Genomic DNA, 7,720 nt, shown 5'->3' with positions numbered 1-7,720 from the left:
GATGTGTATAAGAGACAGATACTTAGTATTCTTTATGAAAGCTTTCCATCTGAACCATATTTAGTAGATATAGATAAATATAGGGTTTAATGTATTTTTTATCATTAATGTTGATAACATCACATTAAATGTAGGGTAAATGAGTGAATAATAGAAAGATGTTATTTATGCTGTTTTGCATTATATTATTTCCCAAAATTTCAGAGGCGAAGGGAATTGACCTCCATAAAACCAATTATATTGGTTATGGCTATGTAAAAGATATTGATCATACAAATGGGTTCAATAATTATGAGGCTTCATTCCAATATAGCCTTAAAGTTCCAATTATTCATGAGAAGAATTCATTATTATTTGTTGCTTTTTCTCAGAAGTCTTTTTGGCAATTAGGAAATACCAAAGCCTCATCACCAGTGCATGAAAGTAATTATCAGCCTGAAGTTTTTTTAGAAAGTAGATTAACTAATAGTGTCGTTGCAAAGTTTGGTTACAGGCACCAGTCAAATGGTCTAAGTGGCAAGGATTCTCGAAGTTGGGAGAGAATATTTTCATCTATTGGTCATCAAAATAGTTTATATTTTTGGAATGCGGAAACGTGGTATTCATTTGGCATGTCTGATAACCCTGATATAAACAATTATTTACCATATTGGAATTTAGAACTAGGAGTAAATTACTATGATTCTGAGGTTTCTGTAAGTGGCGGGTATAATTGGGATAAAAAAAAAGGGAACATAACGCTTGAGTTAAGTCATCCTTTGACAAAAGAAATTGCCTTATACGTTCAGGTTAACGAAGGTTATGGCGAGTCATTAATAAATTATGATTCTCATAATTCAAGAGTGACACTTGGTTTTCGATTATTACCTAACTTTAATAGATGAACAGGTGCGCAGTCATGATAAAAGCAAACATTCACATTCGTTAAAGAGAGTAGGATTCTGTGAGAGATTTAAGTAACATTGAAGCTTTCTTAGACTATTTGGGTGATTCCGTAGTAATCTCCGACGAAAATTCTAATATTGTATTCACAAATAAAGCATGTCAAACGCTATTCAATTATTCAAAAAGTGACATGCTTAATATGACGATTGAATCATTAATTGCTTCTAGTCATATAAGACCTACACATAATAAAAAGTTAAAGCGGTACATTAGAAGTAATTCTGAATCTACTACCATCAAATATAGTACGAAATCGATACTAGTTCGTGAGGCTTTATCATGCATAAAGTCAGATGGAAAAAAATTTAAATCTAGAATTTCTGTATCAGTTATAGAAATTGATAGTATCAGGTATGGTATTGCCATTATCCATGATTATTCAAGCGTTTACAGTCTTATCAATAAGCTTAACAAGGAATCATTAACGGATAATCTAACGGGACTTTTCAATAAACGATATTTTAATAAAATGATCAGGTCTAAACTTGAGCCTAATAATGTTGGTATAGCTTATTGTGACCTAGCAAACTTCAAGAGTATAAATGATACTTTTGGTCATGACTTTGGTGATCAAGTATTGATAGAGTTTTCTGCGAGATTAATGAGCTCTCTTCGAAATAGTGATACAGCTATAAGAGTTGGAGGAGATGAGTTTTTAATAGTTTTTAATATTTCAAATTATTTTGATTATAAAAAAGATCTTCTATTATTTGGTGAATTATTAACTGGAATTACTCATTCACCTATCTATTTACAATCAATAGACACTTATATAGAACTTAAGATGAGTATAGGATTAGCAGCATGTCCATATGAGACCAGTGATATTGATGAAGGCGTTCAACTTGCGGATAAAGCTATGTATTATTGTAAGGTTAATGGTTGTGATTATAGTTTGTCTTCAGATATTGAATGATTAACAGTTTGAGTAGAGTGATTTTCAAATCAAGGATTTTTTTGTAAAAAACTTTGCATGAAATGCTCTGTTTTTGTCCGGATTTATGAATGTATCTATCTATAATGCATTGTGTTTTCTTATGGCATTGTTAAATAAAAGATAAGACCATCTGCCTATAAATATATAAAATACGAATGTAAGATTAACCAGTATTATATAGATTAGTAGTAAGACAAAACTTTATGATTGGATGGTAACTTAATTTATTGTTATCAGATTACTAAGTATTAGTAACTTGAAATGTTAGGTTAGTAATAGAGGAAATACAAAATCAAATGAGTTATAGAACATTGGATGTTGATTACAAAAATAAACTTCTTAAAATATTTGATACAGGTAGTGAAGGGCATTGGTTGATGGAACAAGATGGTCAACCATTTTATTATAATAGTACCTTTTATGAACAGTTTGATTTGGAGAAAGCAAATTGCTCTATTGAGTCTTGGATATCAATAATTCATCCACTTGATAGACAGATTTTTAAGAGAAATATATACAATATGCAAACTAATTCTAATAGTCGTATAGTCTCTGAATATCGTGTTATGAACACAAGAGGTCATTACGTTTGGATAGAAGAGTCTGGAACTCTAGTTTGTGATAATGATGGAAAATTTCTTGTTGGTTCTCATAGAGATATTTCAGACAAAAAATTAATGCAAGATTATATGTATCAAACTGCATTTTTCGATCCTGTATCTGGTCAAATGAATCGCAGTAAACTGATAAAAGATTTAAAATCTAACTTAGACATGAATAGTCGGCCTATTGTTCAAGTTAACCTTCGCCGTTCAAGAATGTATTCTAGAAAGCACGGAGACTTAGTAGTCGATGAGATTATTGGATTCCTTCAAGATTTTTCCTCTAAACAAAATGCGGACTGGACACGTTTGTACCGTATTAGCCCTGATTCCTATATCATAGTGTTTGGGAAAGTTATTGGTACTTTGGACTTGCTAAACCTTGTTAGATCTGTACAACCTTCTTTTAATGATTATTGTAAATTTAGTAAAGTATTTACTGGTGACGAGCTCTCTGTTGGAGGTTCGTATAATAGTGATTCAATTGAGTATGATGTGGTACTAGATGTCCTTGCTAAAACATGCGATTTTGCTGAACGTCAATGCGAATCCAGGTACGCAATCTATGATGATAAAGTTAATACACATATTGAACGTTTCTCAAGTATTCAAGAGAATCTAAAAAATGATATAGATGCTGGAAAAATGTCTATTGCTATACAACCTATTGTTTGTGCATCGACTCACAAAACTCTTAGCTATGAGGTACTTGTACGGTGGAAGCACGCTTATCTTGGTAATGTTCCACCTGATGAATTTATTCCTTTAGCAGAAGAACAGGGTCTAATTCATTCATTAGGTTACGACGTTTTGCGGCAAGCTTCAGAATTCCTAAACCAATATGATCGTGTGTACTCAGATAAAATCAAAGTTAATGTAAATGTTTCTGCTTTACAAATTTTCCGGCATGACTTTGCAGATAATGCAGTTAGCATAATTAGTCAATTCAATCTTAAACCAGAAAGGTTTATTTTAGAAATTACGGAATCAGTATTACTTGATTGCAATGTTAGTATCTTTGAACGTTTAAACTATTTAAAAAAATTAGGCTTTAAATTGTCTTTAGATGATTTTGGTTCAGGAAATAGTTCTGTTTTTTCTTTGTTTCAGCTACCTTTTGGACAAATAAAAATTGATAAAATATTAATTAAAGAAGCAACAGTTAATGACTCTTGTAAAAACTTTGTTCGGTTTCTATCCGAGTTTGGATCTTCAAATAATGTCGAGATTGTAGCTGAAGGCATTGAAGACTACAGTAAATCTAATCTGATTACCGGTATGGGAGTTACCCATTTACAAGGGTATGCGTTCGGCTACCCATTAGACATTAATCAATGGAAAAAATTTCATGCACATGAGATCTTATGAATAATAAAGAAAGGTTTTTCCTTGGATATCTACCGCTAATATTTCTTAGTATGATCTACATTTTAGCTATCTTAACTATGATATTTTTTTTGGGGAGTACGGACTACATGTCAGTTGACCCTATAAAAAATGTTGAGTTTGTTGTTGATAATCATGTATTTTTATATTATTGGTATTTTGTTATTTATATTGTCAGTGCTATTTGCATTTTTTTAGTTAGCCATTTCTTAAGTCGTGCAATCTCAAAATTTTCAGTACAAGGGGCTTCTTTCATTTTTTCAATAGGGAATATTTGGTCTGTTCTCTTGTTGTTGTCTGGTTTGGTTACAACCATAGGAATAACTGAAATCGTTCAGATGACAGAAAATAGCGGTCGTTCATTAGTTTGGAGTGTAATATCTGTAATACAGAATTCTTTTGGTGGCGGTCAAGAGCTTATTGGTGGTTTGTGGTGCTTCTCGATTACTTACATCGGTTTCAAGTACTCTTTGTGGTCGAAAAAGATTGTAATCATGGGTTTACTTGCATCAGTTTTGGGTGTTCTGTCAAGCATACATTGTCTACTTTTTTTAGGTGGGGGGTTCGGTCTAGCTCAAATAATTTGGTTTATTTGGATGGCAGGATTAATTAAATCCAATCAGTTCAATCATGTAAGTTGATTTTTTATGTTGTTATGATTCTTACGGAAATGAATCGTTTTCTTTTTTGTTAAGGTATGAATAAATAGGCTATTCTTAAATAGAAAGTCGAACAAAGAAGATTAAAATGAGATTATTATTTTATTGTACAGACAACTTTCAGCTTATGGATTTGTCTGGACCTGCTGATGTTTTTACAATTGCAAATATTTTATCAGAACAGCAGCTATTCGAATTGGTGTATGTTAGCCAATTTGGTGGTTCTGTCGTTTCAAATTCTGGGGTTTCTATAGAAACACATTCGTTTGAGGAGCTGGCTTTAGATAAAAATGATACGCTTTTTATTGTTAATGGCTTAGATTCAAACCCAGACCAATCACAGAAAGTTGATGATTTCATCAGAAACGCATACGAGAAGGTTGAGTCTGTTTGTTCTATATGTACGGGTTTATTTGTATTAGCTAAAGCTTTGCCAAATACTTACTTCAACGCTACTACTCATTGGCGGTACTTTGATGATCTAAAGGATCAACACCCTAATATATCACTAGATCACACAGCCCCTTTCGTTAACGATGGTAAAATTTGGTCTTCTGCCGGCATATCAACAGCTATAGACATGTCACTATCATTGCTTGAAAACGCTTATGGAAAAAAGATAGCTCAGCAAGTTGCGATGGCTATGGTGTTACCCAGTAGACGTAGACAGAATGATTTACAAATTAGTTTTCACTTATTACTCCAATTTGAATGTAGCAGCACTAAGTGGGAAAATTTGTTGCATTGGATACAAGAACATATTGCGGATGATTTGAGTATTGAAAATATTGCAGATCATATGGCTATGAGCCCTAGAAATTTTACTCGCCATTGCGGCAAAGAGTTTGGACTTACTCCGAAGAAATTAGTAGAAAAAATAAGGTTCGATACCGCATTGTCTTTACTTCAAGAAACTACGTTTACTTTGTCTTATATTGCGACAAGATGTGGATATAAACGTGAAGAAAATATGAAGAGAGCTTTTATGAAATTTCTGGATAAAACGCCAAATACTGTCAGAAAAGAGTTAGTAGGAGTTTAGCTTTGCATTTGCATAAGGATGTCTCTTTTTGCTTAAAACTTGTCTTATAGATGTTTCTTTTTTTTGGTTATATATAGTGAATTAAACTTTAAGAAGTTCGTTTATGAAGTCACTAAATTTCCAAAATAAAACCCAATTGATACTGGCGCCTCTTACAGCCCTATCATTTATATACATGTTCCAATATGGATTTTCATCTATGGATTTAATTGTAGTGATGACTCTTGTTTTCACTACTCTTATTATTAACCATGATAAGTTCGGCCAACTTATACCTTACTGTCTTTACGGTTTTGTTGCGCTACATATTCATCAAGCTTATGGTGACATAATGCTTCACTTTGAAGTATTTATTCTATTGGCATGTACTACTATATACAATGACTGGAAAATTGTATTTCATTGCCTTGTTGCAGCAGCAATTCATCATATCCTGTTTTATTATCTTCAAGTTAATTTTTCAATCGGTGTTTTTCTCTTTCCACCTGGGAGTGAATTTTCCATGGTTATAGCTCATTGTTTGTATGCTATTTTGCAAGCCTCTGTGTCTATTTATGGAAGCTTTTCCCTAAGTGATAACCTAAAGAAGCTTGATTATGTTGAAAAGACCATAGAACACATGGTAAGAGATGATAAACTCGTTCTAAATACAAATATCCAAGATGAAAGTGAGTTTGAAAAAAAATTCAATCAAGTTATTTATCGTTTAAGAGAGCTATCTAAATCTCAAACTGTCACTCTTAACTCTGTCTCATCCGTTTCCGATTCATTAGAGCATGATGTGCAAAGTATTAATGAAGAGTTATCATCTCATGCTTTGAATACTGAAATGGTTGCTACAGCGATAGAAGAGCTAGGTACTTCTTTTAATACCATTACAGCTTCGACTGAAGAGTGTAATGAAAATACAGCTAGAGCAAATCAACTAAGCCAACAAAGTATTCAAGAAGCAGAAGATTGCCGACACGGTTTAATTAGCTTAAAGGAAATTGCAAACGAAACTCAGGTTATTATTGATGATGTTGCAAGTGATACAGATAAAATTTCATCTGTTTTAAGCACTATAGCGACGCTTTCAGATCAAACTAACTTGTTAGCTTTAAATGCCACCATTGAGGCAGCAAGAGCCGGTGAGGCCGGCCGTGGTTTTTCCGTCGTTGCTGATGAAGTTCGACAATTAGCAAACAGAACTGATACAAGTTTAGACCATATAAAAAGCTCATTGACTCAACTATCAGAGAGTGTCGGTAAGTCTAATATACACGTATCTAGTATGTTAGGTTCTGCTGATAAAGTAACTTCTTCTCTTGATAAATTAATTGTTGGGTATAAAGAGATTTCTTCTAATGTTACAGCCGTGAATGATGAGATGTACCAAGTTTCATCAGCGATAACACAGCAGAATTCTGCACTGAATCAGATAAATAATAATATGTCAGTCCTTAATAGTTCATCTCAAAGTGTAACCCAGCGTATGATTTCGCAAAGAAACTCCATTAATGCATTGCAAAAAGAAATGGGGGGGCTTAGAAATTCTACAGATAAACTGGTGTTTGAATGAAACTGATTCTTAAAGTTATAACATTTATTGCTGTTTTTTATCTTGGGTATTTAAGTACTGGATTACTTCCGAAAAAAATTAAATTTTCAAACTTAACTGCACCTAAAACCATTGAGGATTGTTTATTTATTCAATCAAAATGTAGTTCTAGCTTATTTAATATACACTTACTTTCTGGGAGTTTTAAGCCTTTAGAAAGTACTGAATTTAAAATTATAGGAAATGACACGGTCAATGAATTATTGATAACATCGGATGATAATCGATTTGGAACAATTAAAGCTGTGAAAATCCATAATGGAAACTATAGTGTTCTAATACCTTATTGTTCTAATAAAAATATGAAAATTATTTTGTTTACACCACAAGTAGATAGTTCAATAAGATTAAATTTATAAAAATTTCACAAGGTGATTTATGAGAAAATTAATAGGATTATTTTTTTTAATCTTGTTAATATCCCAAACTTATGACTATGTAGCTGAATCAGTAATTTTTTGGCAGTCGTCACTTTGGATTAATAGTTCGTGTTTTAATAAAATCAATTCTGTCATATCTTTTTTACTACTGTGTAAATAAATTAGATAT

7 protein-coding genes are annotated in these 7,720 nt (G+C 32.3%); all 7 read left to right on the top strand.

Annotation, left to right across the window (positions count from 1 at the left end):
* The first annotated feature begins 143 nt into the window (after positions 1 to 143).
* The 7 genes from F0226_RS21755 to F0226_RS21725 all read left to right on the top strand — a co-directional run bounded on the left by F0226_RS21755 (position 144) and on the right by F0226_RS21725 (position 7,530).
* Complete coding sequence (locus F0226_RS21755) at positions 144 to 884, top strand: phospholipase A (protein ID WP_171737594.1); 741 nt, start codon at positions 144 to 146, stop codon at positions 882 to 884.
* A 59-nt stretch (positions 885 to 943) separates the two neighbouring features.
* The gene (locus F0226_RS21750) at positions 944 to 1,861 is read left to right on the top strand and encodes a GGDEF domain-containing protein (RefSeq protein WP_171737593.1); all 918 of its coding nucleotides are present in this window, start codon (positions 944 to 946) and stop codon (positions 1,859 to 1,861) included.
* Between the two features lie 317 nt (positions 1,862 to 2,178).
* Complete coding sequence (locus F0226_RS21745) at positions 2,179 to 3,852, top strand: EAL domain-containing protein (RefSeq protein ID WP_171737592.1); 1,674 nt, start codon at positions 2,179 to 2,181, stop codon at positions 3,850 to 3,852.
* Positions 3,853 to 3,959: 107 nt separating this feature from the next.
* Positions 3,960 to 4,511 carry a hypothetical protein gene (locus F0226_RS21740; protein WP_171737591.1) on the top strand — a complete coding sequence of 184 codons (552 nt, stop codon included), beginning with the start codon at positions 3,960 to 3,962 and terminating at the stop codon, positions 4,509 to 4,511.
* A 106-nt stretch (positions 4,512 to 4,617) separates the two neighbouring features.
* The gene (locus F0226_RS21735; protein WP_171737590.1) at positions 4,618 to 5,571 is read left to right on the top strand and encodes a DJ-1/PfpI family protein; all 954 of its coding nucleotides are present in this window, start codon (positions 4,618 to 4,620) and stop codon (positions 5,569 to 5,571) included.
* Positions 5,572 to 5,770: 199 nt separating this feature from the next.
* Complete coding sequence (locus tag F0226_RS21730) at positions 5,771 to 7,132, top strand: methyl-accepting chemotaxis protein (RefSeq protein ID WP_171737589.1); 1,362 nt, start codon at positions 5,771 to 5,773, stop codon at positions 7,130 to 7,132.
* Complete coding sequence (locus F0226_RS21725; RefSeq protein ID WP_171737588.1) at positions 7,129 to 7,530, top strand: hypothetical protein; 402 nt, start codon at positions 7,129 to 7,131, stop codon at positions 7,528 to 7,530. Before F0226_RS21730 ends, F0226_RS21725 begins: the two co-directional genes overlap by 4 nt.
* The last annotated feature ends 190 nt before the right edge of the window (positions 7,531 to 7,720 follow it).

This window comes from Vibrio sp. 99-70-13A1 (assembly GCF_013114625.1).
Taxonomy (GTDB): Bacteria; Pseudomonadota; Gammaproteobacteria; order Enterobacterales; family Vibrionaceae; genus Vibrio.
Note: the sequence above shows the minus strand (reverse complement) of the source record. Positions and strands in the feature narration are given on the sequence as shown.